At 55.9% G+C, this 25,197-nt stretch carries 19 protein-coding genes; 16 read left to right on the plus strand and 3 right to left on the minus strand.

Annotation, left to right across the window (positions count from 1 at the left end):
• The first annotated feature begins 282 nt into the window (after window positions 1–282).
• Genes ACRZ95_RS09080 through ACRZ95_RS09110 form a run of 7 tightly spaced genes read left to right on the plus strand, consistent with a single transcriptional unit; the run spans window position 283 to window position 9,559 of the window.
• The gene (locus ACRZ95_RS09080; RefSeq protein ID WP_170678197.1) at window positions 283–1,521 is read left to right on the plus strand and encodes a hydroxymethylglutaryl-CoA reductase; all 1,239 of its coding nucleotides are present in this window, start codon (window positions 283–285) and stop codon (window positions 1,519–1,521) included.
• Complete coding sequence (locus ACRZ95_RS09085; protein WP_170678199.1) at window positions 1,518–2,429, plus strand: UbiA family prenyltransferase; 912 nt, start codon at window positions 1,518–1,520, stop codon at window positions 2,427–2,429. Before ACRZ95_RS09080 ends, ACRZ95_RS09085 begins: the two co-directional genes overlap by 4 nt.
• A complete protein-coding gene (locus tag ACRZ95_RS09090; RefSeq protein WP_170678201.1) occupies window positions 2,426–4,882 on the plus strand; it encodes a PEP/pyruvate-binding domain-containing protein in 2,457 nt (818 codons plus the stop codon). Before ACRZ95_RS09085 ends, ACRZ95_RS09090 begins: the two co-directional genes overlap by 4 nt.
• Window positions 4,875–5,975 carry a DUF3419 family protein gene (locus tag ACRZ95_RS09095; RefSeq protein ID WP_170678202.1) on the plus strand — a complete coding sequence of 367 codons (1,101 nt, stop codon included), beginning with the start codon at window positions 4,875–4,877 and terminating at the stop codon, window positions 5,973–5,975. Before ACRZ95_RS09090 ends, ACRZ95_RS09095 begins: the two co-directional genes overlap by 8 nt.
• Window positions 5,972–7,303 (plus strand): hypothetical protein, encoded by a 1,332-nt coding sequence (locus tag ACRZ95_RS09100; RefSeq protein WP_170678204.1) that lies wholly within the window; start codon window positions 5,972–5,974, stop codon window positions 7,301–7,303. Before ACRZ95_RS09095 ends, ACRZ95_RS09100 begins: the two co-directional genes overlap by 4 nt.
• Window positions 7,300–8,145: a hypothetical protein gene (locus ACRZ95_RS09105; protein WP_170678206.1), complete on the plus strand. Its 846-nt coding sequence runs from the start codon at window positions 7,300–7,302 to the stop codon at window positions 8,143–8,145. The genes ACRZ95_RS09100 and ACRZ95_RS09105 overlap by 4 nt, the downstream gene beginning before the upstream one ends.
• Window positions 8,138–9,559 carry an AMP-binding protein gene (locus ACRZ95_RS09110; RefSeq protein ID WP_480554840.1) on the plus strand — a complete coding sequence of 474 codons (1,422 nt, stop codon included), beginning with the start codon at window positions 8,138–8,140 and terminating at the stop codon, window positions 9,557–9,559. The genes ACRZ95_RS09105 and ACRZ95_RS09110 overlap by 8 nt, the downstream gene beginning before the upstream one ends.
• 666 nt (window positions 9,560–10,225) lie before the next feature.
• Here the strand turns inward: ACRZ95_RS09110 and ACRZ95_RS09115 are convergent.
• Together ACRZ95_RS09115 and ACRZ95_RS09120 are read right to left on the minus strand one after the other, a co-directional pair.
• Window positions 10,226–13,369: an efflux RND transporter permease subunit gene (locus tag ACRZ95_RS09115; protein ID WP_170678210.1), complete on the minus strand. Its 3,144-nt coding sequence runs from the start codon at window positions 13,367–13,369 to the stop codon at window positions 10,226–10,228.
• Window positions 13,370–13,381: 12 nt separating this feature from the next.
• Window positions 13,382–14,458, minus strand: coding sequence for an efflux RND transporter periplasmic adaptor subunit (locus ACRZ95_RS09120; RefSeq protein ID WP_170678211.1), 1,077 nt, complete (start codon window positions 14,456–14,458; stop codon window positions 13,382–13,384).
• 171 nt (window positions 14,459–14,629) lie between these two features.
• Here ACRZ95_RS09120 and ACRZ95_RS09125 point away from each other — a divergent pair, with 171 nt between their 5' ends.
• The gene (locus ACRZ95_RS09125; RefSeq protein WP_170678213.1) at window positions 14,630–15,271 is read left to right on the plus strand and encodes a TetR/AcrR family transcriptional regulator; all 642 of its coding nucleotides are present in this window, start codon (window positions 14,630–14,632) and stop codon (window positions 15,269–15,271) included.
• A 495-nt stretch (window positions 15,272–15,766) separates the two neighbouring features.
• On the opposite strand, the gene ACRZ95_RS09130 is transcribed toward ACRZ95_RS09125, so the two are convergent.
• Window positions 15,767–16,546, minus strand: a complete 780-nt coding sequence (locus ACRZ95_RS09130; protein WP_170678215.1) for an MOSC domain-containing protein — start codon at window positions 16,544–16,546, stop codon at window positions 15,767–15,769.
• A gap of 397 nt (window positions 16,547–16,943) precedes the next feature.
• Between ACRZ95_RS09130 and ACRZ95_RS09135 the strand changes: the two genes are divergently transcribed.
• The 8 genes from ACRZ95_RS09135 to ACRZ95_RS09170 all read left to right on the plus strand — a co-directional run bounded on the left by ACRZ95_RS09135 (window position 16,944) and on the right by ACRZ95_RS09170 (window position 25,195).
• A complete protein-coding gene (locus tag ACRZ95_RS09135; RefSeq protein WP_170375848.1) occupies window positions 16,944–18,263 on the plus strand; it encodes an ABC transporter substrate-binding protein in 1,320 nt (439 codons plus the stop codon).
• Between the two features lie 79 nt (window positions 18,264–18,342).
• On the plus strand, window positions 18,343–19,290 hold the full coding sequence (locus ACRZ95_RS09140) for a carbohydrate ABC transporter permease (protein ID WP_155150124.1): 948 nt from the start codon (window positions 18,343–18,345) through the stop codon (window positions 19,288–19,290).
• Window positions 19,287–20,225: a carbohydrate ABC transporter permease gene (locus ACRZ95_RS09145; RefSeq protein WP_170678217.1), complete on the plus strand. Its 939-nt coding sequence runs from the start codon at window positions 19,287–19,289 to the stop codon at window positions 20,223–20,225. The genes ACRZ95_RS09140 and ACRZ95_RS09145 overlap by 4 nt, the downstream gene beginning before the upstream one ends.
• Window positions 20,222–20,410 (plus strand): hypothetical protein, encoded by a 189-nt coding sequence (locus ACRZ95_RS09150; protein WP_155150119.1) that lies wholly within the window; start codon window positions 20,222–20,224, stop codon window positions 20,408–20,410. The genes ACRZ95_RS09145 and ACRZ95_RS09150 overlap by 4 nt, the downstream gene beginning before the upstream one ends.
• Window positions 20,411–20,412: 2 nt before the next feature.
• Window positions 20,413–21,510 carry an ABC transporter ATP-binding protein gene (locus tag ACRZ95_RS09155; RefSeq protein WP_170678219.1) on the plus strand — a complete coding sequence of 366 codons (1,098 nt, stop codon included), beginning with the start codon at window positions 20,413–20,415 and terminating at the stop codon, window positions 21,508–21,510.
• Window positions 21,503–22,495, plus strand: coding sequence for an ABC transporter ATP-binding protein (locus ACRZ95_RS09160; RefSeq protein WP_170637979.1), 993 nt, complete (start codon window positions 21,503–21,505; stop codon window positions 22,493–22,495). The genes ACRZ95_RS09155 and ACRZ95_RS09160 overlap by 8 nt, the downstream gene beginning before the upstream one ends.
• Window positions 22,496–22,506: 11 nt before the next feature.
• Complete coding sequence (locus ACRZ95_RS09165; protein WP_170678221.1) at window positions 22,507–24,129, plus strand: dihydroxyacetone kinase subunit DhaK; 1,623 nt, start codon at window positions 22,507–22,509, stop codon at window positions 24,127–24,129.
• Between the two features lie 7 nt (window positions 24,130–24,136).
• Entirely contained in the window at window positions 24,137–25,195 is a 1,059-nt protein-coding gene (locus ACRZ95_RS09170; protein WP_170678223.1) for a LacI family DNA-binding transcriptional regulator, read from the plus strand.
• Window positions 25,196–25,197 lie beyond the last annotated feature (2 nt).

Below are 25,197 nucleotides of genomic sequence, written 5' to 3' on the forward strand. Positions count from 1 at the left end.
CAATTTGAACAACGCCGCTGGTTTTTTTGTTCGAATTCATGCGGCTTCGTTGCACAAATCGAGGAGAAGGCTTGCTCCCCCCCTTTCCTCTGACAGACTTATCCTTCGGGCTCTTTGACGAATGCAAGACCCCTTTGAATCAAACACATGATCAGCGAACATTTGGCTGGATTTCGATCCCGCGACTGATACCTTGCCCTCGCATCGGTTTTTAGCTGCACAACATATGTACGAAAAGTCTATTGGAGCACACTTTTGGTCATTCCTTTTCACGTTCGGGAAATGCTTCAACGCATTAAAGCGCGATTTGACGCCGATCAGATACCCCATCAGATGGCGCCAAACGACGCGGAGTTTTCAACACTGCGCCCCTCCCGCAAGCCGACCAAAGAGATGGTCGAACGCTTTTGGGGCAAATTGAAACCCACAGCCAGCGCAGACGATCAAGCACAGATCGCGGATCCGGCGACCATCAAAGACGCCGAAATCTACGGTGCCAATATCGAGAATTTCATCGGGACGGTTAAGCTGCCTGTCGGGGTTATTGGCCCCTTGCGCTTAAACGGGATGAACGCAAATGGCGATTTCCATGTCCCCCTCGCGACCACCGAGGCCGCGCTGGTCGCGTCTTACGCCCGGGGCGCTTACGCCGCCACCCGTTCAGGCGGTGTCAGCACTGCCGTTCTGTACGAAGGTGTGCTCCGTACACCAGCCTTTGTATTTGAGAGCCTGCTAAAGGCTGGGCAATTCGTGGATTGGGTGGTGACAAATGTCGACATACTCCAATCTGCGGCCGAAGCGACAACCCGTCATGGCAAGCTTGTCTCACTGGAGCCGTTCATCGACACCAACGTCGTTTTCCTGATTTGTCGGTATACCACAGGGGATGCTGCGGGTCAGAACATGGTGACCATCGCCACCGACGCCTTGTGCCACGCCATCGCAGATAGCTGCCCTGTCGCGATTGAAAACTGGTATGTCGAAGGTAATTTCTCGGGCGACAAAAAGGCCTCGGCTTTAGGGTTGGTGACGGGGCGCGGGCGGAAGGTCAGCGCTTCGGTCACGCTTCCAGCTGAGATTGTCGAGAAGACGCTGGGAACCACGGTCGAGGCGATGCTGGACTATGGGCGCGTCGCCAATCTGGGGGCACACTTGTCCGGCCAGTTTGGCGCGCAGGCACATTATGCAAACGGGCTGGCGGCGTTCTATATTGCAACCGGACAGGACGCGGCCTGCGTTGCCGAAAGCGCAATGGGCGTCACGCGCATGGAACCTAGAGGCGACGATCTGTTCTGCTCGGTGACACTTCCTAACATCCTTGTCGGCTCGGTCGGTGGCGGGACCGGTTTGCCCAGCCAGACAGCGGCGCTGAATATACTTGGTCTCAAAGGCAACGGATGTGGCACGGCTTTGGCCGAGGTGGCCGCAGCCACATGCCTGTGCGGCGAAATCTCCATCGTCGCCGCGATCGCAGCGGGCCATTTCACCCGCGCCCATGAAAGCCTGGCCCGCCACAGATGAGCATTCAGAACCGATTCTGGATTTACCAGTCCGAGCGTTTTCCGCTGAAGAAAACCGTCCCTCTGCTGCTGGTGTTTTCCTCGGCCAGTATCTGCGTGTCCGCTCGTCTGGCCGACCGCCCCCTGCCCGAGTGGCCCGCCTTTGCCGCCGGTTTTGTGCTGGCCATGGCGTTGTTCTTCCAGATGCGGGTCTGCGATGAGTTCAAGGACGCCGAGGATGACCGGCGGTACAGGCCGGACAGGCCGATCCCACGCGGATTGGTCTCACCAGGCGAAGTCCTGAGCCTGGGATTGCTCACCATCCCATTGGCGCTTGCTGCGGCATGGTTCTCGCACCCTCCCGTTTTGTGGCTGTTGGGTGCGGTCTGGATTTGGCTCGCGGCAATGACGGTGGAATTTGGCGCCCCGGTCTGGCTGAAGGCCCGACCGGTTCTTTACCTGCTTAGCCATATGGCCATCATGCCCTTGATTGACCTGTTGCTAACCGGTCTCGAGTGGCTGCCAGCAGGTGGGGCAGCACCCTCGCTCTGGCTGTTCCTGGCACTGTCCTTTGTGAACGGCTGCGTCCTTGAGATCGGGCGCAAATTATGGGCCCCAGAAAACGAAATCACCGGGGTCGACACCTACTCCGGCCTATGGGGTCCGCGTCTGGCGGGACGTATCTGGATCGGCTGCGTCCTGGTTTCCTACGCCCTGCTTGTCGGCACTGGCAGCGCCACCGGAGTCGGCTGGCCCACCGCCCTGATCGGCGCGCTGGCACTTGTGCCCTGCGGATTTGCCGCCCTCCGCTACATTCAGAAACCCATCGCAAAAGCTCAACACAGGATGGACACGGTATCCGGCCTATGGGTGTTCTTCTGCTATGCTACGGCTGGTTTCCTACCCTTCTTCATCGGAGCCGTTGCATGAGTTTCGTCATTGCGCAATCGGATGCCACCGATGTCTCGGTCGTCGGTGGGAAAGCGGCAGCCCTTTCGCATCTGGCGCAGCACGGGTTTTCCCCGCCCTTATTCTTTGTCATCACCAACGATGCGTTTCGTATGGGGCAATCTGGACCCATCGCGCGAAAGGGCCTGCAATCCGCTATGACCGCCGCGCTTGAAACACTCGGACCCGGACCTTACGCGGTGCGCAGTTCCGGCCGGTCCGAAGATGGTGTGGACCACAGCCATGCAGGACAGTTCGAAACGGTCCTGAAAGTTCCCGGCAAAGATGTGATCGCAGCGGCCAAGCAGGTCTGGCGATCCGGTTTCTCAGCCACGATTGAGACTTATCGGGCGGTCAAATCCGGCGGTGAGGCCGAAGCCCCTGCGATCATCGTGCAATGCATGATCGATGCAAAAGCGGCCGGTGTCGCCTTTTCCGCCGATCCGGTCAGTGGTCGGCGCAATGTGGTCGTGATCTCGGCCATTGACGGGCTTGCGGAGCAGCTTGTGTCAGGCGAAGCGGACGGAGAAGACTGGGTCATTGGTTTGGATGGCACACCAGAAAACACTCTGGACACGCCCGCGCATTTGACCCTGCCCGAGGCACAATCCATTGCAGCCCTCGCCCGAAAGGCCGAGGCGCTGTTCGGTTCCCCTCAGGACATCGAATGGGCGATCGATGCACAAGGGCTGCATATTCTGCAGGCCCGACCGATCACCACGACCCTGCGCCCGGCGCCGCTTGCAGATCAGACTCTGACCATTTTCGACAATTCCAATATCGTCGAAAGCTATCCGGGGATCGTCAGCCCGCTGACTTATTCCTTTGCTCTGCATGTATATTCTCAGGTGTATCGAGCTTTCGTAAGGCTGCTGGGCGTGTCCCGGCATACGATTGCCCGGAACCCAACCGTGTTTGACAACTTGCTGGGCCGGGTGGACGGGCGCGCCTATTATAATCTGATCAACTGGTATCGCGCGCTGGCGCTGCTGCCCGGGTTTTCGCTAAACCGCGACTACATGGAAACGATGATGGGCGTTTCTGAACCGATGCCACGTGAGGTTACGGATGCTCTTGCCCCGCCGCCCGCCGCCGGCTGGCGCAAACTTGTGGAATACGCGAAACTGTTAAAGGTTGCGGGCGGCCTTATCTGGCAAGCCGTCCGACTGCCACGGACCCGGCGTGATTTTTATCGCAGGTTGAACGACATCTTACAGACAGGGCTGGATGTGGATGCCTCAAATGCGACCGAACTGGCCGCCGAGTATCGTCGCATTGAAAGCACCCTGCTGGATCGTTGGGATGCCCCGCTGATCAACGATTTCCTGTGCATGATTGCCTTTGGCGGCTCTCGCAACCTGTTGCAAAAGTGGCTGGGCGAGGACGGGTTGACCCTGCACAATGACCTCATGATCGGGCAAGGCGATATCGTTTCAGCGGAACCCGCGCAACGCATTGCCCGAATGGGAGAACTGGTCCGGCAGGCAGGTCTTGCCGAGCCGCTAAAGGCCAGTGCGGAACTGTCGGTTTTGTCCGGACACCCCCAGATCGAAGCCGAGATTGATGCCTTTCTTGAGAAGTTCGGCGACCGGTGTACGGAGGAACTCAAACTGGAAAGCGTTCCGCTGCGCGACGACCCGACCAGCCTGTTGCTAGCGATTGCAGCCAGCGCCGAACGTCCCACGACTGGGCGTCAGGAAGGTACTGAGCCGGACTGGAAGGCGCTGTTTCCGTCAAACCCCTTCAAACGGCATTTGGCCAAATGGATTTTGGTCTGGACCAAAGCGCGCGTCCGCGACCGGGAAAACCTGCGCTTTGAGCGCACGCGTATTTTTGGCTACGCCCGGCGTGTGTTTTTAGGCATCGGTCGGGAATTCGCCGCCCGCGACCTGCTGTCCTCACCCAAGCATATATTCTTCCTGACAACACATGAAGTCCTCGGAGCGGTTGAGGGCTTTAGCCTGTCACCTGACCTAAAGGGCATCGTTGCGCGGCGCAAACGCGAGGATGACGCCTCCTCCCGACGCCCCGAACCGCCCGAACGTATCGAAATCCGTGGTCCCGCTATCGCACCGATCTGGTCAGAAGATGTGGAAGCCGAGGCAGATACGGCACGAGTGAAACACGGCACGGGTTGTTCCGCAGGACAGATCAAAGCGCGCGCGCGTGTGATCCGTGACCCGCGCAACGAAGCCCTGAACCCCGGAGACATTCTGGTCGCCCGCCACACCGACCCGGGCTGGATTGCCGTGTTCTCGAACGCCTCCGCCATCGTCGTTGAACGAGGGTCGCTGTTGTCACATTCGGCCATTGTCGCGCGCGAGTTGGGCATCCCTTGCGTTGTCGGCCTGAAAGGCGCCACGCACTGGATCGAAGATGGCGAGATGATCCGTGTAGACGGGGCAAGCGGCGCAGTGGAGCGGTGCGATGGGTAGCAGCGAGATCGAGACAAAAGCGGATTTCGACCATATCCGCTATGCCCAACTGTGGGAGGACGCAGATGTCCTCACCTCAGCCCTGGGTGATTGTGCAGGCAAGACACTTGTGTCAATCTGCTCAGCCGGGGACAATGCGCTGGCAATGCTGATACTCGATCCTGCGCGCGTTGTGGTTTTGGACCTGTCACCGGCGCAGATTGCCTGCCTCAAGCTTCGGATCGCGGCCTATCAGGTTCTGACCCATCCGGAATTCGTAGAACTCACAGGCTCGCGCGCAAGTACGCGACGGGGTGCATTATTGAACCGGGTTTTAGAGGCCACCGATACTGAGACGCGCGCCTTCTGGCAGACGCTAACCCCGGAGGTTGAAAGACATGGTATCGGCGGCGTCGGTAAGTTCGAGCGCTATTTTCGCATCTTCCGAAGCTGGCTGCTGCCACTGGTGCATTCTCGTAGGACCATTGACGCAGTGTTCACCCCCCGCTCGCCGACAGAGCGCCAAACCTTTTTCGACACGCGGTTCAACACGGTTCGATGGCGGCTGTTGCTGAACCTCTTCTTCTCGCGTTTCGTCATGGGGCGCATGGGTCGGGACAGTGCGTTCTTCGACCATGTCGAGGGCAGCCCCGCCCAACATGTCGCCCGCCGTATCCGTCATGCAGGGGTTACCACTGATCCCTCGCAAAACCCCTATATGCACTGGATTCTCAAGGGCAACCACGGCGACGCGCTGCCGATGGCCTGGCGGCCCGAGCACTATGAGGCGATCCGATCCCGGTTGGATCGTCTGGACATACGCCTCGGATCGTTGGAGGCTTTTGTTTCAACCAGTGAAAAAGCCAGTGGTTTCAACCTTTCCGACATCTTTGAATACATGTCCCCCGAGACCTTCCCGCAGGTTTACGGCTCTATCCTGACCGCCGCCGAACCAAACGCCCGATTGGTCTATTGGAACATGATGGCGCCCCGCCGAGTTCCTTCGAAATACTCAAACCGTGTCAAAACCCTGACTAACATCGAAACCCAGCAGAAAGCCCGCGACATGGCATTCTTCTATTCCGATTTCGTCGTCGAAGAGGTTCTGCCGTGACTGTTCTTGGGCAGATTCCGCTTGCGGCGGGGTCCGTGGTCGCCTTGATCGGCGTCATGATGGTCATACGGTATCTGGCCAAAACGGCGGGGTTGAGTGCCGAAGTACAGCGCAAACTTATGCATGTCAGTACCGGCCTCTTTGCACTGCTTTTACCTTGGCTCTTTCCCGATCGTTGGCCGGTTTACATGCTGATTGCAGCCACAATACTGGTGATGCTGGTGCTCCGCCTTCCGCGCTTTTCATCGGGTCTGGGCGCGACTCTGCATGGGGTAGAGCGTACGTCCTACGGTGACTTTCTGCTCGCCTTGTCGGTTGGGCTTTGCTTCCTGCTGGCTGGGGAAAACACACTGTTCTACATCCTGCCGATTGCTGTTCTGACACTGGCGGATGCCGCCGCTGCGCTGGCCGGAACTACCTATGGAACCAAACGCTACGTGGTGGAGGATGGCGACAAGAGCTTGGAAGGCTCAGTCGTGTTTTTTGTCGTAACGCTGTTGGTTGCGATCATCTGCTTCTTGTTCATGTCGAGCCTCCCACCGTCCAACATCATGATGTTGTGCCTCATGGTGGCGGGTTTTGGCACATTGGTCGAAGCGCAGAGTTGGCGCGGGTTTGACAACCTGTTCCTACCGCTTGGCTTGTTGATTTTTCTGAACGGCCACTACCACAGCTCTTTGGCAGAACTCGCCCTGTTGGCTGCTCTGTTCTTTGCTGCTCTTACCAGTTTCGGCGTGGTTGGAACCAAACTGGGCCTGACCAAACATGCGACCCGTGTTTATGTTGTTGCGGTTTTTTTGCTGCTGGCCGCCGCAAAATTGCAGAACACAGTACTGCCGATCATGGTTCTTGCTGCGCACGGATGGGCGCGCACTGCTTCTCCTTGTGACAGCAAGTACCCCGATCTGGATATCATCGCCGCCTTGGGTCTTTTGGGGTTTGGTTGGCTTGCGATGGGTAATGCAACAGGATGGGATGCGATTTCCTTTTTTGGGCTAAGTGCAATGGGGCTGGCCATGGGGCATATCGCGGTGGCGCTGCGTTCTAGCCCAATCGCGATACCGCTTGCTGCAGCTGTTTTGTTCGCCATACGGACTTGGGTTGTTTACCAGAATTCCGAACAGTCGAACTGGGCCGAGCCTCTGACGGCTTTGGCACTGTTTTCACTCTTTCTTACAGCCGCAGTGCCGTTGGCTCGACCACAATGGTTCGAAAAAGACAGAGTGTCTAGACTCACGCTGTTGGCCCTCGCCCTGCCCTTGTTTTACTACGTTTGGTTCCTTGCCAGATCACTTGGTGCAGGGGTCTTTGCCGGAGTTGGTTCATGATCAAAGAGACCATCAAAACAGCGGATGCAAAATTGACTGTCTATCTGAACGGCCCGCACTGGGAGGGCGCGCCGACAGCAACTTTCGGTGATTTTTCCTGCAAAACGTCTGGGGCCGGTGCTGAAATCCTGCGCGAGGGGATCGAGCGGGTACAAGACGCGGGCCTCGACCGCATTATTGGGCCGATGTCGGGCGATACCTGGCACAGCTACCGGTTCGTCTCGGACAGCGATGGGTCCGCTCCGTTCCTGATGGAACCCAGCAACAAGTCCCATGAGCCCGAGGTATTCCGGTCGGCTGGGTTTGCAGAGATCAGCCGGTATTTCTCGGCCCGGGTGCCGCTGCAGGCCGCTGCTGCGACCGCACCACCGGACGGCGACGGGCTCGTGGTGGAAGCTTGGGACGGAACGGACCCCGAGGCCCTGTTTCGTCAGGTCTTTGAACTCTCAACCCGGGCGTTCTCAAACAACGCGTTCTACAAGCCAATATCCGAGGCCGATTTTCTGGCCATGTATTTGCCGGTTGTGCCGATAATGAAGCGCGACCTGATCCTGTTTGCGCGCCGCAACGACGGAACCCTGGCAGGGTTTTTGTTCGGCATTCCCAACTATGCCGAAGGCCCCAATCCGAAATCCGCCATCCTTAAGACCTACGCCAGTCTCGAACCGGGAGCTGGGCGGCATTTGGCCCACAGGTTTCACAAGATAGCCTTCATCATGGGGTACGACATGGCAATTCATGCGCTGATCCATGATGACAACACCTCGGCGGACCGCAGCGCCGCCGAAGGTGCGACGATTTTTCGGCGCTATACCCTGCTTGGACGCAAGCTGAATGGCTGACCTGTTGTCCCATTTCGCCGCTGCGGTTGAGCGGGTTCCAAACCAGACCGCCATCGTAGACGGCAAAGGGCACCAAGTGAGATTTCATGCCCTACACAAACGCGTTCAACAATTGGCGGGTCGGTGGCAAGAGTGGGGCATCCAACCGGGGGATCGTGTGCTGTTGGCAATGCCGGTCAACGCGGACCTCTATGCCAGCCTGGCCGCCCTGTGGTCCCTTGGCGCCACCGTAGTCTTGCCGGAGCCAGCCATGGGACTGGCCGGTCTGCGCCATACCATTCGGACAACAAACCCAAAAGCGTTCTGTTCGGCGGGCCCGTATTCCTTGCTAAAGTTTCTGCTTCCCAGCCTTTGGACCCTTCCCTTGCTCACGCCCCGAGAAGGCCACATCACCCCGACAGTGCACAAGGTGCAACCGGATGATATCGCCCTGATCTCCTTCACCTCCGGCACAACAGGTCAGCCCAAAGCCATTCCCCGCTCGCACGCGTTTCTGATGGCACAGCACGATGCGATCGCACCCCTCCTCCACAGCAGCAATTCCGAGCGGGACCTGGTCGCCTTTCCGGTGTTCACCCTGATCAATCTGGCGGCCGGGCGCACAAGTGTTTTACCTAATTGGAAGCTCAGCAAACTGGACCGCCTATCACCCACGCAGTTGGAACGGTGGATTCAGGCACAGAACGTCACCCGCGCTCTGATCCCGCCATCACTGTGCGAAAAGCTGGTTCGATCCGAGGACACAGGGCCGTTGCACACGGTATTCACCGGCGGTGGCCCGGTGTTTCCAAACCTGGTGGAGACATTGAGAAGCCGGCACAGGCTGTCGGTTGTGTGCGTCTACGGCTCGACCGAAGCTGAACCAATCGCGCATCTCAATGCCCTCGACATCTCGGAGGAGGATTACCGCGACATGGCTTCTGGAAGGGGGCTGCTCGTGGGCTATCCGGTCCCTGATATCACGCTCCGCATTCGCGACAACGAGATTCAGGTCGCCGGCGCACATGTGAATGAAGGGTATTTGGACCCAAATCACTCACGGCAAAACAAAGTCCAGGAAGGTGACATTGTTTGGCACCGGACTGGTGACGCGGGCACGCTGGATGATGACGGACGTTTGTGGCTTTGGGGGCGTATCGGGTCCGAAATTGAAGTCGCTTCAGGTACGCTTTTCCCCTTTGCCATCGAAGTCGCGGCCCAGCAATGGCCGGGTGTGGATCGATGCGCTTTTGTCACAACGAAAGTAGGCCCCACACTCTGCGTCCAAGGAACACAAAAGTACCTCGAGGATTGGAAGCGTTCTGCGCTTGGGTTTGGCGTTCCCAATGTGGTGTCGATTGAGAGCATCCCTATGGACAAGCGCCATGCCTCCAAAGTCGATCGCACGAAACTGGAAAGTAGCCAATTAATTTAGGCATAATACGGCTCAACAATCCCTGCGTGCTTCACCTTTCAGCCCTTCCTGCGAATGGTTGAAATACCCATCAACCACATACAAAACAAACAGGCGACAAGCCGTCCGATGGGCAAAGAGCTACCATCGAACAAGCGCGAATTGAAGCGTCCACAAACATTTGCCAACCCTTGCAAATGAGCTGAACAAGCCAACTTGAGGCAGGTTGGTGTCGGCGACCGATCTGTTCTAGCAGTCCGAGCTTTTGTCGGGAAAAGTACACAAATTCCGCCAACCGAATAGCTTTATGCTCTACAAGGTCGCCAAGGTTGATATGCGACTCGAATTGCGAGATTTACAACCATTGGGTTTTTGTTGGCGTCATATCGAACCGTGAAGATCGCTTAGGCCGGTTATAGTTGACAGGATCTCTGGTTGAGTGGTCAAACGGCCTGTGTCTCCAACACAATTTCACTTGGTTCTGTCTTGCATCAGGCGTTCACCGTACTTGCAGAGAACGGCCGCCGTGAGCGCAAGACGGCTATTGCTGGGATAGCCAAGTACGGCAGCTTAGCGCAAAAGCAGACTTTGCAAAAGCCAACTAAGGGCCGATAGCAGCCCTTTTCCTACTTCACACAATAACGGCTTTGAAGCATGATAATTCTTCTTAAGAAGTGGTCTAGATCCTCATTCCGCCACAAGCGCGACGACGGCTTCGTGGGGCTGGGAATGAGGGTGATTGGCCAAACGTCTTTTGTTGAATGATCCACGATACATCAACGCGAACACGGGCGGCGTAAAATAGAAGGATACGACGGTCGACAAAAGTACCCCTCCGGCGACGGCCACGGCGAATGGTGGCCAAAATGCTCCACCGCCTATGATTAAGGGTAGGAACCCGCCAAAGGTTGTGACCGTTGTCGAGATGATGTGCCGACTTGAACCAGTCACAACGCGCGCCATGGCTGCTCGGTCGCCTTGGCTTGCGTCAACGTCTTGTTGCAACCCGGTCAGAATTATTATCGCCGCGTTGATCGAAACCCCGATCGAGCCGATGACTCCGATGATCGCAGTAATTCCGAACGGGAATTGCAAGACCGCCAGCGACAGCATTGAAAGGCCTGCAGACAACACGCACACGACCAAGGTCACGAGCGTCAGTCGGAACGAGTTAAAGGTCAGAACGATGGTCGCGATGGAGAGTGTGACAATCAAACCGACAGAGGCAAGCAGATTGCCCACGGTGTTGGATCGGGCATCACTGTCGCCGCCTAAGGACATCGAATAGCCTTGCGGTAATACAAATCCGGACGCTTCAAGCGCTTCTAAAACGTCCTGCAACGCCTCTTCGGGTAAAACACCGGGGACGATAAACGCCTGTATGGTGTTTTCGCGCACGCCGTCCGTTCGGGTTATTACGCTCTCCGCAGGTTCGATCACCGGTCTGGCGAGTTCCGACAACGGCACAGCAGGGAAAACACTAGTGGCGGATATGGCGGCAGCATTGGGCAGCAGGATGGGCATACTGACAATGGCGCTTAGGTCTGATCGCACCTTGTTACCCAGACGAACACGCACCGGCAACTGTTCAGTCCCTTCGATCAGTGATCCACCAGTGACGCCAACAAGCGCCGTGTCCAGCTGACCAGCTATATCCGCCACGTCCAGTCCCAGCAGACGGGCTTTGACCTCATCAATCTCGAACCGGATTTGAGGATTGCCGCCGTTCACGCTGGCGCGCGCCTGCGTCACCAGATCGAGATTGGCCATAACTGAACGCACCTCGTCGCCAAGATCGCGCAAAACCGTGATGTCCTGCCCTTGAATCTTGACTTCAACTGGTGCGTCGACCGGAGGGCCCTGCACGAGACCACGAACGATGATCTGCGCGTCAGGAAAGTCGGTATCCAAACGACCCTGCAAGGCTCCGACAAGGCGGGCTGCGTCGTCGGCTGTGTCGGTCGTGATCATGGCCTGTGCAAAACCGGGCTCGCGTGAACGGTTGCCAACGATGTTGTAGTAGAATGCCGGGCCGGATTCTCCAACCGTCCAATAGACACTTTTGACGCCGTCATCAGTCAGCAGCATCTCATCGATCTGGCGGGCGGTTGCTTCGGTGGTGGCAATTGATGTTCCACCCGGCATGTCGACCTCGATATAGAATTGGTTTCGGTCGACGCCCGGAAAGAATTGCGCGGTCAGCGTTGGAAAGGCCGCAAAGCCAAGCACGGGCAAGACCATTGCCAACGCGATGGAGCGCACCGGATTAGTGACTGACAATCGAATTGAGGCCTCGAACACTCGAGCAAGCGGCGGGATGCCGATACCGCGGCTAAGCATTCCTGCGTCGGGGCGGTCGGACAGTACCCAGCCCGCAATCGCAGGGGTCACCGTCAAGGCCACAATTAGGGACCAGACAAGCATAAGCACCACGGCTATGGCGATGGCACCGACAAAGTCGCCGGCGGGTCCCGGCAACAAGATCATCGGCGTGAATGCGAGCGCCGTTGTTACAGTCGACGCCAGCAGAGGCGCAGCCAACCGGCGAACAGCATCTCGCACGGCTGAAAGTCTCTCCATCCCATCCTGCAAACGACGACGAATTTCATCCGTCATCACGATGGCTGCGTCAACGAGCAGACCGAGGGCAACAATTAGGCCAGTCACGGACATCTGGTGAATTGGCAATCCAATCATGTTCATCGTCGCAAGAGTTGCCAATGAGACAACCGGCAATACCAAGGCCACGATCGCAGCTGCACGAACGCCCAACGTAACAAACAAGACTGCCACGACCAGAGCCACACCAATGGCCATGTTGATCCCAACCTCTGACAAACGATCCGTCGTGTACTGGCTTTGATCAAACAGCAGTATTTCCTGCATGCCCAAAGGCACTGATGCGGCGCCGGCCTCAAGCTCATCCCGTAGAAAGCCTGTCCAGCGGTCGATCTGCACGCCGTCCTGCGCCAGAATCCCCACCAAAACGGAGGGCTTTCCGTTGGCAAATGCGATTGAGGACTGCGGGTCGCGTGCGCCCCGGTCTACGCTGGCAATATCTCCGAGTTGCACCACTGCACCGTCCGCGTTTTCACGCAGGACGATGCTCCGAATGCGATCCAAACTCTCAATTTCTCCGCTGACGCCAATGGTCAGGTCGACATCGGATTGCAGCCGCCCAGACTGAACCTTCCCATCTGCTTCGGCAATCCGCTGGGAAATCTCGGCAGCGCCAAGCCCAAGCGCAGCGGCCTTGTCCATATCGACACTTACGAGCACCTCTTCTTCTGGCTGACCGAAATAGTCGACGGCTCGTGTCGCAGGTATCGCGCGCAATCTGTCACCTAATGCTTCGGCATGACGAGACAGCAAAGTTAATGGGAAGTCGGGGTCCTCGGCCGCAACTGCAATGACAGCGGAATAAGCAGCAATACCCTCGGCATCAAACTCCGGTGGCAATACTCCTGCCGGGAAGTTCTGGCGCGCATCTTCGACGGCGTCCCGAGCCTCGGCCCAAACCTGCTCAATGGTGGCTTCGTCTAGCGTTTCCAGCAATTCCACCGAAACGACAGACACGCCCGATCGGGAGACTGAACTGATCTCATCCAACTCGGCGATCTTTCGCAGCTCTTCTTCGATTTCTGCGGTCACCAGTGCTTCGACCCGTTCGGGGTCTGCGCCAGGAAACTGCGTGGTTACAGTTGCGAAGAGGTTGGTGATCGTGGGGTCTTCCTGTCGCCCAAGCGATAGGAACGAAGACAACCCTGCAGATACAAGCACCAAAATGATCAGGGCAACCAGCCGGGGATGGCGAAAGGTAAGGGTTTCCATCAGATCGCTCCGTTACTCGCCAGTGTTGAAAGCGACGCGCTGACCAACGCTGACCCGCTGCGGCCCCTGATCGATCAGAACGGTGCCTTCCGGAAACGCGCCACGCACAAAGACGCGGTCATCTTCGGCATGCAGCACTTCGACCGTCGCCAGGCGCACAGTCTTTTGCGCGTCGGCAACCAGCAGTGTCCATTGCCCGCGTGTTCCTTCCTTCAGCGATGTTGTGGGCACCCAGGTTCCCGCACTTTGGACAGGATTGAGTACATGCACACGTGCGGTTTGTCCGAAAGCAACGTCGGGAGCGTTTTTCAGATCGAACAGCGCAGTGCGGGTTCGGGTCACCGGATCAATATCGGGTCGCAAGGTTGCAAGCTCAGCCCGGTAGCTTTTAGCTGATATTTCGATCTCAACATCAGTCAGAAGCGCCGGATCAACATCGAGAGGAATACCGATCCGAACCTGCGGCGACACGACCTCGACCATTCCCAGAACTAGCTCGCCCGATCGCAGAGTTTCACCTCCGTCCACATGTCGCGCGGTTACTTGACCGGCAAATGGGGCCTTGATACTGGATTTTTCGATCCGAACGGTCACATCACGCAAGGCTGCATCCAACTCGCCAATCCTGGATAACAATTCATCTTGCTGAGAAACGGCTTCGTCCAAACGGGCTTGACTGGTAAAACCTTGTTCGATGAGTTTCGAGTTTCGCTCGACCGTCTTTCTTGCAAATGCAAGCTGGGCTGCAATGGCATCACGTGATGCTGTCAGACGTTCGCGTTCGACCTCCAGCAGTAAAATGTCCAGTGTCGCAAGAAGTTGACCCTTGGCAACTTCGTCACCCTCATCCACCAGAATTTGATCGAGCGTCCCGTTCAGTTCGAAAGAGATATCTGCCGAACGTTGAGGTTCGACCTGCCCGATGAACACACGGTCGACTGTGTAAGCGCTCTCGGATGTTATCGGCGTCACGGATACCGGGGTCACAGCGGCGGCATCCGGTGCGGGCACCGCCTCCGCTCTACGGGTGAGCTCGGATGCTCCGAAGTGAACAGCAGCCGCTGCGACGGCGATAAAACTGACGGTCACTCCCAGGCGCACAGTGCCGCGTAACACACGTACAAATAGGCTCGGTTTGTTCGCTTCAGTAGATGAATTTGCAGGATTCGGCATTTGGGGACCTCATCAAGTTAGTGTCTCTAACATATGTTAGAAGTTCTCACTTTGACAAGAGATACGTGATCTGGCACATGTTGGATCATGAGCAGCATCGAAAAAAATCATCCGACAAACAGACAAACGGCGGGTCTTTCCGTCAGCAAGAAAGCCTATCATCACGGTGATCTCCGCGCTGCACTGATCAAAGCAACCCGACAATTGGTCGAAGAAAAAGGTCCGGACAGTTTTTCCGTATCCGAGGCGTGCAGACGCGCGGGCGTATCAACTGCCGCGCCTTACAAGCACTTCAAAGATAAGACAGAAATGTTGGTCGCCACTGTTCTTGAGGGAATGGATCGGCACCGAGACAAAATGCTTGCCGCGCTGGAAGGCGTTCCTGAAGGATCTCCCGAGCGTATTACAGCCATAGGGATGGAGTACATTGCCTTCGCGTTAAATGAGCCGGGGATTTTCAGGCTGAAATTTGGCGGCTTCACAGACCGCATCGCGGATCCGCGGCTGGAGGAAGGCGGCCAGCAAAGCTTCGGGATTCTTTTGACTGAGGTCGCAAAATGTCTGGGCGAGCCGGGAATCACAGACGAAGTTCGCCGTCGTGGTTTTTTGTTGTGGAGTTTCGTGCACGGGCTGTCCTTCATTCTGCACGACAAAGGGCTTGCCGAGAAAGGCGAAGAGTTTGATCTTCATACCCTCCTTGAGGACGTTTCGGAAAGAATGCTGAGTTAAGCGTTCTCAAGCCAAAGCGAACGCAACTGACAATTGATGGCGGACAAACAAAATCAGTACATCGCCTACGCCTATACTACTGCTTGGGTTCAAGAAAATGACACTTACAGAAAGCGCATGTCAGTTCTACCGCCAAGGTACTTTTGCAGCTGATGCCAAGCTCACAGAGTCGCTGTTCAGGACGACAACGCCAATTACAAAAATGTCCGTACGCCGGAGATTCACATCAGATATTAACTGTCACCTTCCTGCAAATTTACGCACCACTTGAAACGCAATGCAATTGGCGGCTTACGTTGTAGATCAGTTCTAAGGTCGGCTATGCTTTGTTGCATTGCCTGAGTTTCTCTCTACCCACATCATGGGTTTTTACGCTTATTACAGAACCTCCCATAGGCGAGCAAGAAAACGGCTGGCGAAAGAGTAGACACAAATCATTTGAAAGAACGCGGGACAAATCGCCTGGGACTGCCACTTTGGCGGGGGAAGTAGTGTTTAATTTAACACTTGCCCTGTTTGGCCCACGCTCAGCTTTCCGCCTTTAGCCACCTCAACATAGACACCCATGTCCATATGACCCATCAACTTCCGAATTAGATAGGGTATTTTCAAGTCCCGCTCGGCCGTATCCGGGTTCACTTCAGTGGCTGCACACCTTTTCGTACGCGAGAGTATCTTCAGCTCGACGTCGCCAAATCTAAGAACTGATCCAACTGCGTTAAGCTCAGAAAACGGGCGTAGGCCGTCTATCTCAATATTCGCCCGGAAGCGTGCCGGGTGGATTTCCGCGTTCAGTTGCTCACCCAATCTCTCCACCGACGCCAGATTTAAAACGGATATCGCATTCATCATTTTAGGTGACACGACAGACACATCTGTAAACCGATGAGTAGCAGACGAAACGAAATTTGGCGGTTCGGGATCTTTTAAATCGATCTCTGAAGACAGGAAACTTGCCGCATTCATCCGATCTTCTGGTGCTTGCATATTAAAGCTGTGTGTTTTGCCGCTTGCTTTGATCTTTAGAGTTTGGGTCTCAATATCAAAATTCGTCTTAACGCCTGCTAGTGCAGCCTCATTCAACAGAACAACAAAGCGATCTTTCGGCAGTGGCTGAGGGTTCTGCGCATCGAAACCGGAGTTGTAGCGCGCGAATCCGAACAGGCGATCACCGGGAATCCCTTCTCCTGCTCGCAGCGTCACGGTGTGCATGGGCTCGGCACTCAAACCCTTAATTGGGTACCGGTTTAAACTGACGATAGAGAGCGTGTTCATACGTCTGCACCTGACCAAACGAGTTATGCACGATCCCCAGTGGTCCGTGCTGTTTGACGCTATCTCCAATTCTCAATGGTATCGACCAAATAATCTGTGAGTGCTTCAAAAGCGGGTTCGCTAAACCTGCTGGACGCATCATTGCCGCGATTGCGGTCTGTACCATTTTTGGTCAACAGGGCCTCAAAAATCCTAGCTGTCAAAAATACATGCGCATCATCGCAAATAAGTAAATTAAATAAAATCAATAACTAAAAAGCGATGTCGACAACCTTCTTTGACTATTTGAGGTACGAACCTCAAAAAATTCTGGACTTGAGGTGCGTACCTCAAATAGCCTTGGAAGTATGCCGCGATTCGCACATCCTCGATTGACGGCGCAAAAAGGGAGGAATGGATGACTTACACAAAACTGGCCTCGGCCAGCGCAATAGTCCTTGCCGCTACTACTCTTTCCACCAAGGCAAATGCTGAAGATCTGACGCTTTGTTGGGCTGCATGGGACCCGGCCAACGCGCTCGTTGAGCTATCGAAAGAATTCGAAGCAGAATCCGGCCATACGATGAACTTCGAATTTGTTCCCTGGCCAAATTTCGCGGACCGGATGCTGAACGAGCTGAACTCTGGCGGTAAGCTCTGCGACCTGCTGATTGGTGACAGCCAATGGATCGGTGGTGGCGCTGAGAATGGTCATTATGTCCAGCTGAACGAGTTCTTCGATGCTGAAGGCATCAGCATGGACGATTTCGCACCGGCCACTGTCTACGCGTACTCGACGTGGCCTAAGGGCACACCAAACTACTACGCGCTGCCTGCGATGGGCGATGCAAACGGCTGGTTCTATCGCAAGGACTGGTTCGAGAACCCAGACATCCAGGCCGCTTACAAAGAGGCTACGGGTCAGGACCTGCGTGAGCCTCAGTCTCAGAAAGAGTTGTTACAGATCGCACAGTTCTTCCAAGGTCGTGAGATCGACGGCAAGACGGTCTATGGGGCAGCAATCTTTACCGAGCGCGGCTCTGAAGGGATCACCATGGGTGTGACCGGAGCGCTGTATCCTTGGGGCTTCAAATACGAAAACACCCCGGGCTCATATGACATGGAAGGCGCGGTAAACTCACCCGAAGCGGTTGAAGCTCTGGAGTTCTACAAGGAATTCTACGAAACGGCGACGCCTCCGGGATATACCAACTCCTACATGGGTGAGAGCCTGGACGCCTTTAAGTCCGGTCAGGTCGCCATGGCCATGAACTGGTTTGCGTTCTTCCCAGGTCTCTACGCCGACCCCAATACGGGCGGTGACAAGATCGACTTCTTCGTGAACCCACCTCAAAATCAGGCAGGTTCGACGCTGGGCGGACAAGGTATCTCTGTTGTCAGCTACTCTGACAAACAGGACGCCGCACTTGAGTACATCAAGTGGTTCGCGCAGCCAGAAGTGCAGGCCAAATGGTGGGAGCTAGGCGGCTACTCCGCACATAACTCCGTGCTGGAAGATCCTGGTTTCGTAGACAGCCAGCCTTTCGCCGGAGACTTCCTAGAAGCGATGGGCGGTGTGCAGGATTTCTGGCAAGAGCCTGCTTACGCGGAACTTCTGCTGGCAATGCAGAAACGCATCCACGACTACGTGGTTGCTGACCAAGGTACAGCTCAGGAAGCGTTGGATCTTCTGATCGAAGATTGGACGGAAGTCTTCGAAGACGAAGGCAAGCTGTAATCCGGACACAGGCCGGAGCGGGTGCAATCCCGCTCCACCTTCACCCGTGAGTCCTACACCAACAAGAACTGGCAAAGAGATGTCTGACAGGACCGTAGATCGCGTTGCACAGGCAACGCCCGAGCGAGTTGCGCGAAAAATCCGGGGATTATCCGACCGCGCGATCGCCTGGATATTCATCTCCCCAACGATTTTTCTATTGCTGGCGATCAACATCTTTCCGTTGATTTGGACCATCCAACTGAGCTTTACCAACTACAAAGCCAACCGGATCGGGCGTGAAGTTAAAGATGTCGGTCTCAGGAACTACGAGCGTATCCTGACGGACTCTGACACTTGGCTGAATATGCAGGCGACGGCGCACTTCCTGTTCTGGACGATCTTTTTCCAGGTCCTGATCGGGTTTGCTCTGGCGTGGCTGATCAACAAGAAATTCAAGGGAAACGATCTTTGGACCACGATTATCGTGCTGCCGATGATGCTGTCTCCGGCGGTTGTCGGTAACTTCTGGAAGTTCCTGTATCAACCTCAGATCGGCCTGTTTAACTACATCGTGTCGTGGTTTACCGGCAAGGACCCATCGAGCTTTGAAATGCTGGGGTCCGTCACGTTGGCCCCATGGGCGATCGTGATTGTCGACACCTGGATGTGGACCCCCTTCGTGATGCTGATCTGTCTCGCTGGGCTGCGCAGCATTCCTGACTACATCTACGAGGCGGCTGAAATCGACCGAGCCAGCAAGCTGCGACAGTTCTTTACGATTACCATCCCGATGGTTCTGCCGTTCCTCATGCTCGCTGTGCTGTTTAGAGGCATTGAGAACTTCAAGATGTTCGACCTGGTGGTTCAGCTCACCGGTGGTGGGCCGGGGTCTGTTACGGAACTCACTTCGATCAACCTAAAACGCGAAGCCTTTGAGAAATGGCGTACGGGCTATGCGTCAGCCTATGCGATCATCCTTTTCGTAACCGTGTTCGGCCTTGCGTCGATCTACGTCAAAGCCCTGAACAAGGTGAAACAGAGATGAGCAGTTTTTCCGTCACTGAACCCTCGAACCGGTCCAAATGGATCGCAGGCTTCCTAGTCATTACTTATGCGCTGATCACAATGATCCCGCTGATATGGATCTTGCTGACTGGTTTTAAGTCTCCGGCCGATGCGATCAGCTATCCACCCAAAGTGGTCTTTGACCCAACGCTTGAAGGCTACGTCAACCTCTTCACCACGCGCACACGGCAGACGCAGGAGTTTCTGGAAGCAAATCCGCCGCAGAACTGGGCCGATGAGATCGTCCGCCAATACGACATGGTGATTGTCGGGCCATCCAAGTTCGGCGAGCGCTTTATGAATTCGGTTATCATCGGATTTGGCTCAACCTTCCTGAGTATCTTCCTTGGTACGCTGGCCGCCTATGCGTTCAGCAGGTTTAAGGTCCCACTCAAGGACGACCTTCTGTTCTTCATACTTAGTACAAGGATGATGCCCCCGGTTGCTGTCGCCATCCCGATTTTCCTGATGTTCAGAAACCTCGGTTTAAGCGATACGCATCTCGGGATGATCCTGCTCTACACGGGGGTGAATATTTCCCTAGCAGTTTGGTTGCTTAAAGGGTTCATCGACGAAATCCCAAGAGAGTACGAAGAAGCCGCCCTTATAGATGGCTACACGAGGTTTCAGGCCTTCTACAAAGTGGTGCTGCCGCAAGCCGCCACAGGCATCGCGTCAACTGCGATCTTCTGCCTTATCTTCGCCTGGAATGAGTACGCGTTTGCCGTGCTGCTGACATCCGCGAATGCGCAGACTGCACCACCGTTTATCCCGACCATTATCGGTATTGGCGGCCTGGACTGGCCTGCTGTGGCTGCAGGTGCCACGATCTTCCTGATCCCCGTCATGATTTTCACCATCCTGATGCGCAAACATTTGCTGCGTGGGATCACATTCGGAGCCGTACGCAAATGAGCGAGTTTCTTACCGGATTGCTACGGCTCCGCCGCGGCCCATGGGAGATGGTTGCAACCATCCTAATCGCACTGGGTGTCTTCATGCTGATGCAACCCTTTGTCCTTTGGGCCTTCACCTACTCTTTCATCGTCACGCTGATCGGAACCGTCATGTTCATCATCGTCAGCCATTTCCCGGAGTAGAAATGGCCCAGATCGTAGTCAAAAACGTAAAAAAGATGTTCGGCGATTTCACGGCTGTCCGCGAAAGCTCGTTCACGATTGAGGACGGCGAGTTTTTCATGTTGCTGGGCCCGTCCGGTTGCGGAAAAACCACGACCCTGCGGATGATCGCGGGGTTGGAGCTTCCAACTTCGGGCGAAATCTATCTGGACGGCGAAGAGATCAGCCAGCGGCCGCCATCAGAGCGGGACATTGCCTTCGTGTTCCAGATGTTCGCGCTATATCCGCATATGAACGTGCGCAAGAATATCAGCTATCCGCTGATATCGCAGGGCATGCCCCGAGCCGCCGTAAAGGCCAAAGTCGAGGAAGTCGCGGGCATCTTGGGGATCAAAGACATCCTCGATAGCCCGGTAGGTGGACTGTCGGGCGGCGACAGGCAGCGCGTGGCGCTCGGGCGCGCAATTGTTCGTGAACCCAAGGCGTTCATGATGGACGAACCTCTTGGCGCCCTGGATGCCGAGTTTCGTGAGCACATGGCCGAAGAACTACGCGCGCTTCATGATCGCATGGGCGCAACTACTGTGTACGTCACACATGATCAACTGGAGGCCATGCAAATGGGCGACAAGATCGTGGTGATGAATAATGCTGTGATTGAGCAATTCGGCACACCTCAGGAAATCTACGACAAACCAGCGACAATGTTCGTTGCGGATTTTATCGGGTCTCCCTCTATGAACTTCCTGCCTTTTCAAGGAAAGGTCGAGCCTGGCTCAGAAATGGTTCGACTGAATGGCCATGACGAAGCCGTGCCCAAACTGATGGAAGGGGCGGAAGGTGACTTGGTTTTCGGCGTACGCCCCGAGCATGTTTTTCTGTCAGACGACAGCGCTTACCGGGCCAAGGTCCTGGCGGCAGAATATCTGGGAACCACCCAGATCGTGACGCTGCAAAGCCCGAACGGAGAGCTGAAAGCCCGGATTGATGCCCGCGAGACCGTTAATCCCGGCGAGACAGTGGGATTGGAGTTCCGCTCCCCCGCGGTAACCCTATTTGAAAAGTCTACTGGGCGCGCGTTGAGGTCCGCTCTGAACGACGAGGTACTAAGCAATGGCTGAAGTCGTGTTGGAGAACATCTCGAAGTCATTCGGCAACGTCAAAGCGGTAGATGATATCTCAATGACGATCCCCAACGGGGCCTTTGTGGTGTTGTTGGGCCCGACAGGTGCGGGAAAAACAACGACTCTGAGATTGATTTCCGGGCTTGAGAAACTGGATTCAGGAACGGTGCGCATTGCCGGGCGTGACGTTGGAATAGATACACCTGCCCAGCGCGATGTAGCGATGGTCTTCCAGCAATACTCGCTGTACCCGCATATGACAGTGCGGGAAAACCTGTCTTTCCCTCTGCGGTCGCCGATCCTGAAGACGCCAGAGGATGAGATCGCAAGGAAGGTCAACGAAGTCTCAGAAATCCTCCAGATCCCGCACAAGCTGGACAACAAAGCCACTGAACTGTCAGGCGGCGAAATGCAGCGTGTGTCGATCGGACGGGCGCTGGTGCGCGATCCGCAGATCTTCCTAATGGACGAACCGCTCAGCTCTTTGGACGCCAAGCTTCGGGCGGATCTGCGGGTCGAGTTGAAGAGGATTCAGGCCGATCTGGGGTCAACCTTGCTCTACGTGACCCACGATCAGGTCGAAGCCATGACAATGGCGACGCATATCGGCGTTTTGGAAAACGGCCGATTGGTTCAGTACGGAACACCCCGGGATATCTATGAAAACCCGGGCAGTGTTTACGTTGCCAGCCGGTTGGGTCTGCCGCGGATCAACATCCTACCGTCCGAGTTGTTCGGAGGCGATCACAAAGGCCCGCAGATCGGCCTGCGCCCGGAAAACATCATTGAAGGCGAAGGTAGCGAGGCGCGTGTGATACGCGCCGAGCATCTGGGAGATCAAACACGGCTGCACCTGGACCTGAATGGTCACCCGGTTGTGACCCTGATTGATGTCCATCAGGACTACCCATCTGGAAAGATTATAAAAATCCGCCCCCACAACCCGTTGTATTTTGACGCGTCCGGCGCGCGCGTGAATTAAGGAGCAAAAGCATGGCCCAGTTCCTCAACACAAAAGAAACCCTGGTGACAGAGGCGATAGACGGCCTTCTAGCCTCTTCTGGCGGTCAGCTCACCCGATTGGACGGCTACCCGCATATCAAGGTTGTTTACCGGTCGGGTTGGGACAAGTCGAAGGTCGCCCTGGTTTCTGGCGGAGGGTCTGGACACGAACCCGCCCATGCAGGGTTTGTTGGTGCCGGTATGTTGACAGCAGCGGTCTGCGGCGAAGTGTTCGCCTCACCCTCGGTGGAGGCAGTTTTGGCCGGCATTCTTGCGGTCACGGGTGAGGCTGGATGCCTGCTGATCGTCAAGAATTACACCGGTGATCGGTTGAACTTTGGACTGGCGGCGGAACGCGCCCGTGCATTGGGTCGCAAGGTTGAAATGGTCGTCGTCGATGATGACATCGCCCTGCCCGACCTTCCGCAACCACGTGGCGTGGCGGGTACCTTGTTCGTCCACAAAATCGCCGGAGCGCTTGCCGAAAACGGCGCTGACCTGGACACCGTCACCAAAGCAGCAAGAAACACCATAGCAAAGGTTGTCAGCATCGGCATGAGCCTGGACACCTGTACCGTCCCGGGATCTCCGAAAGAAGACAGGATCGCCCCCGGGAAGGCAGAGCTTGGCTTGGGCATCCACGGCGAGCCCGGTGTACAGCAAGTCGAATTCTCGAATGCCATATCGGCCATGTCCACAGTGGTGGAGAAGCTGAAGCAAAGGGTTGGGTCCGGGGATTGCGTGGCATTGGTCAACAACCTGGGTTCAACGACTCCGCTAGAAATGGCTGTCCTCACGCACGCGTTGTCCGAAACTGGTATTGCCCAACGTATCATTGGCCCTGCACCCATGATGACATCGCTCGATATGCATGGGTTTTCGGTTTCCATTTTGCCCGTAGATCAGGACGATTTGTCAGCCCTGGAAGCTCCCGTTGATCTGGCCGCATGGCCCGGGGTCAATTCCATCGACCCAATCAAAGTAGCACCATTGCCTGATGGCCTGACCCCAATCGATCCAATTCCTTCGAACAATCCCGCAACAAAGGAAACGATCACCCGGTTGTCTGAGCTGCTCATCAACGCCGAGAAAACCCTGAACGAGCTGGACGCGAAATCCGGAGATGGCGATACAGGAAGCACACTGGCCACTGCCGCAAGAGCATTGCAAGGTAGCCTTGACCGCATGCCGCTGGCCGATCTGACGCAGCTGTTTCCGGCGTTGGGCAACGAACTGAGCCAGACAATGGGTGGGTCATCAGGTGTGATCCTTGCGATCTTCTTCAATGCAGCCGGGGATGCCTGTGCAAGCGGAGCCTCCGTGCCGAAATCCCTGGTCGAGGGCCTGAACCGTGTCAGCCAGGTCGGAGGTGCCAAAGTCGGTGACCGGACAATGATTGACGCTCTGGCGCCGGCACTTACCGCGCTACCATCTGGTCTGACAAATGCGGCCGAGGCTGCCCGCGAAGGCGCGAACAACACCGCAAATATTCGTCGTGCCAAGGCGGGCCGGGCAGCCTATGTTCCCGAAGAAAACCTAGTTGGACATAACGATCCCGGCGCCGAGGCTGTTGCTTTGTTGTTTGAAGGCTTGGCGCGGGAGATTGAGGGCTGAAGAACACGTGGAAGACCAAAAACAAAAACTAGAATTGGTGAAAAAGCCAACCGTCAACGACCTCGCGCGCGTCGCGGGCGTCAGTCTCGCGACTGTTGACCGGGTCTTGAACAGACGCCCCGGCGTGCGGGCCGTAACCGTACAGAAAGTACAAAAGGCAATTGATGAGCTGGGCTATGTGCGCGATACGGCCGCGGCCAACCTTGCGCGAAACCGAGTTTACAACTTCCTCTTTGTTCTGCCGGACACTGACAACGAGTTTGTGGAGGCAATCAGCAGTCAGATCGCAGAACAATCCCGTGACCAATTTATCGAGCGGACCCGCATTGCGATAAAGAAGGTCGCCCCGTTCGAGCCGCAAGATATCGTCAACATTCTGGATGCTGTCGACAGTTTGGATGTAGACGGAGTCGCCGTTTTTGGGCCAGAAACGCCTTCTGTTCGCGATGCTGTCAAAAGGCTCAGGGACAAAGGCGTTCCGGTGGTTGCCTTGGTATCTGACTTGCCCAGTTCCGAGCGAGACCACTTTGTGGGAATCGATAACGTTTCGGCAGGACGAACCGCCGCTCAGCTGATGGGGCGGTTTGTCCATCGTGACGGCAAGGTCTTGGTTCTTACAGGATCCCGTTTGGCGCGTGACCACCTGGAGCGTCGCCAAGGCTTTGATATTGTTGTGGCCGAGGAATTTCCGCACCTCCAAGTCGTAGCGTCTGTCGAAGGCCGGGATGACCCAGATCTGATTTACAAGATGATGCCCGAAATCTTTGAAACCTATCCGGATCTGGTCGGAATATACTCGTCAGCAGCGGGTAATGCAGGACTGATTCAATTTCTTTCAGAGAACAGGTTCAGCAAGGATCTGGTGATCATAGCGCATGAGCTCACTCCGCTCAGTCGTGAGGCGCTTAGGCTTGGCACATTTGACGCCTTAATCTCACAAGACACCGGGCATATAGTTCGTTCCGCAGTCCGTCTATTGCGCGCAACTAAGGACAAGGTTCCGTTCAACAAAGCGCAGGAACGTATCCGTATCGACATCTATCTAAAGGAAAATTTACCGCCATAGAG

The organism is Ruegeria sp. AI3, from assembly GCF_056541245.1.

Coding starts and splice junctions, on each gene's coding strand:
- ACRZ95_RS09155 (WP_170678219.1), top strand. CDS start 20,413: ATGGCCCAGATCGTAGTCAAAAACGTAAAAAAGATGTTCGGCGATTTC.
- ACRZ95_RS09165 (WP_170678221.1), top strand. CDS start 22,507: ATGGCCCAGTTCCTCAACACAAAAGAAACCCTGGTGACAGAGGCGATA.
- ACRZ95_RS09145 (WP_170678217.1), top strand. CDS start 19,287: ATGAGCAGTTTTTCCGTCACTGAACCCTCGAACCGGTCCAAATGGATC.
- ACRZ95_RS09140 (WP_155150124.1), top strand. CDS start 18,343: ATGTCTGACAGGACCGTAGATCGCGTTGCACAGGCAACGCCCGAGCGA.
- ACRZ95_RS09125 (WP_170678213.1), top strand. CDS start 14,630: ATGAGCAGCATCGAAAAAAATCATCCGACAAACAGACAAACGGCGGGT.
- ACRZ95_RS09095 (WP_170678202.1), top strand. CDS start 4,875: ATGGGTAGCAGCGAGATCGAGACAAAAGCGGATTTCGACCATATCCGC.
- ACRZ95_RS09080 (WP_170678197.1), top strand. CDS start 283: ATGCTTCAACGCATTAAAGCGCGATTTGACGCCGATCAGATACCCCAT.
- ACRZ95_RS09105 (WP_170678206.1), top strand. CDS start 7,300: ATGATCAAAGAGACCATCAAAACAGCGGATGCAAAATTGACTGTCTAT.
- ACRZ95_RS09090 (WP_170678201.1), top strand. CDS start 2,426: ATGAGTTTCGTCATTGCGCAATCGGATGCCACCGATGTCTCGGTCGTC.
- ACRZ95_RS09115 (WP_170678210.1), bottom strand. CDS start 13,369: ATGGAAACCCTTACCTTTCGCCATCCCCGGCTGGTTGCCCTGATCATT.
- ACRZ95_RS09085 (WP_170678199.1), top strand. CDS start 1,518: ATGAGCATTCAGAACCGATTCTGGATTTACCAGTCCGAGCGTTTTCCG.
- ACRZ95_RS09160 (WP_170637979.1), top strand. CDS start 21,503: ATGGCTGAAGTCGTGTTGGAGAACATCTCGAAGTCATTCGGCAACGTC.
- ACRZ95_RS09130 (WP_170678215.1), bottom strand. CDS start 16,546: ATGAACACGCTCTCTATCGTCAGTTTAAACCGGTACCCAATTAAGGGT.
- ACRZ95_RS09110 (WP_480554840.1), top strand. CDS start 8,138: ATGGCTGACCTGTTGTCCCATTTCGCCGCTGCGGTTGAGCGGGTTCCA.
- ACRZ95_RS09150 (WP_155150119.1), top strand. CDS start 20,222: ATGAGCGAGTTTCTTACCGGATTGCTACGGCTCCGCCGCGGCCCATGG.
- ACRZ95_RS09135 (WP_170375848.1), top strand. CDS start 16,944: ATGACTTACACAAAACTGGCCTCGGCCAGCGCAATAGTCCTTGCCGCT.